This window comes from Psychrobacter sp. GW64-MNA-CIBAN-0177 (assembly GCF_040309585.1).
Taxonomy (GTDB): Bacteria; Pseudomonadota; Gammaproteobacteria; order Pseudomonadales; family Moraxellaceae; genus Psychrobacter; species Psychrobacter okhotskensis.
Map to the genome: position 1 here is coordinate 1 of NZ_JBEOOY010000062.1, position 604 is coordinate 604.

The window sequence follows — 604 nt, forward strand, 5'->3', positions numbered from 1 at the left end:
TACTACAACCAAACGAGAATTCAAAAGGGTTTAGGCTATAAATCGCCAAGACAGGTGTGGTTTGACTATTATCGTCAGGCTGCGTAACTAAAATCTCCCAAGTTTAACTGTACGGATTTGACGGCAGGGGTCACAGCTTCGTCAAGATTACAAAACTAAATCAGAAAATATAGAGCGCCAGAGTTATATCGGTAGTGATATGGCTTTAAATAAACTGACATGTCAAAAGTTCTTTTCAGAATTAGCGAATGGAGCCGAAAGTTTTAATGGATGCCTTGAGCGAAACTTAAGTATTCGACAGGATCGTTATATAGAGCAGTTTAATGCCTATGGTATTTGGCTATGGCATATTATTATGATTCAGACAGGTATAAGACCTGTTGTACATGCGCCAGGTGTGTTAAACCAGCTTGATTTTATAGCAGGGTTGTTTTGGGTCTCTGATAAAGAAGAGCGTCAAGGACAAGAGCAGGGAAGACTCATACCTTTAAGCAAGTTTTTAATTATAGCAATACAAAATTATATTGAATACCCCACTCTCAACTTTAAAAGTGATTGAAAAAAGAAGAGCACCTCACTAATCTATTGTTTTCGACCAAGAATA

The 604-nt window shown here is 37.6% G+C and carries 1 protein-coding gene; it reads left to right on the plus strand.

Annotated elements, in window-relative coordinates:
• Nucleotides 1–199 precede the first annotated feature (199 nt).
• The gene (locus AAEY79_RS14175; protein ID WP_352288861.1) at nt 200–559 is read left to right on the plus strand and encodes a hypothetical protein; all 360 of its coding nucleotides are present in this window, start codon (nt 200–202) and stop codon (nt 557–559) included.
• The last annotated feature ends 45 nt before the right edge of the window (nt 560–604 follow it).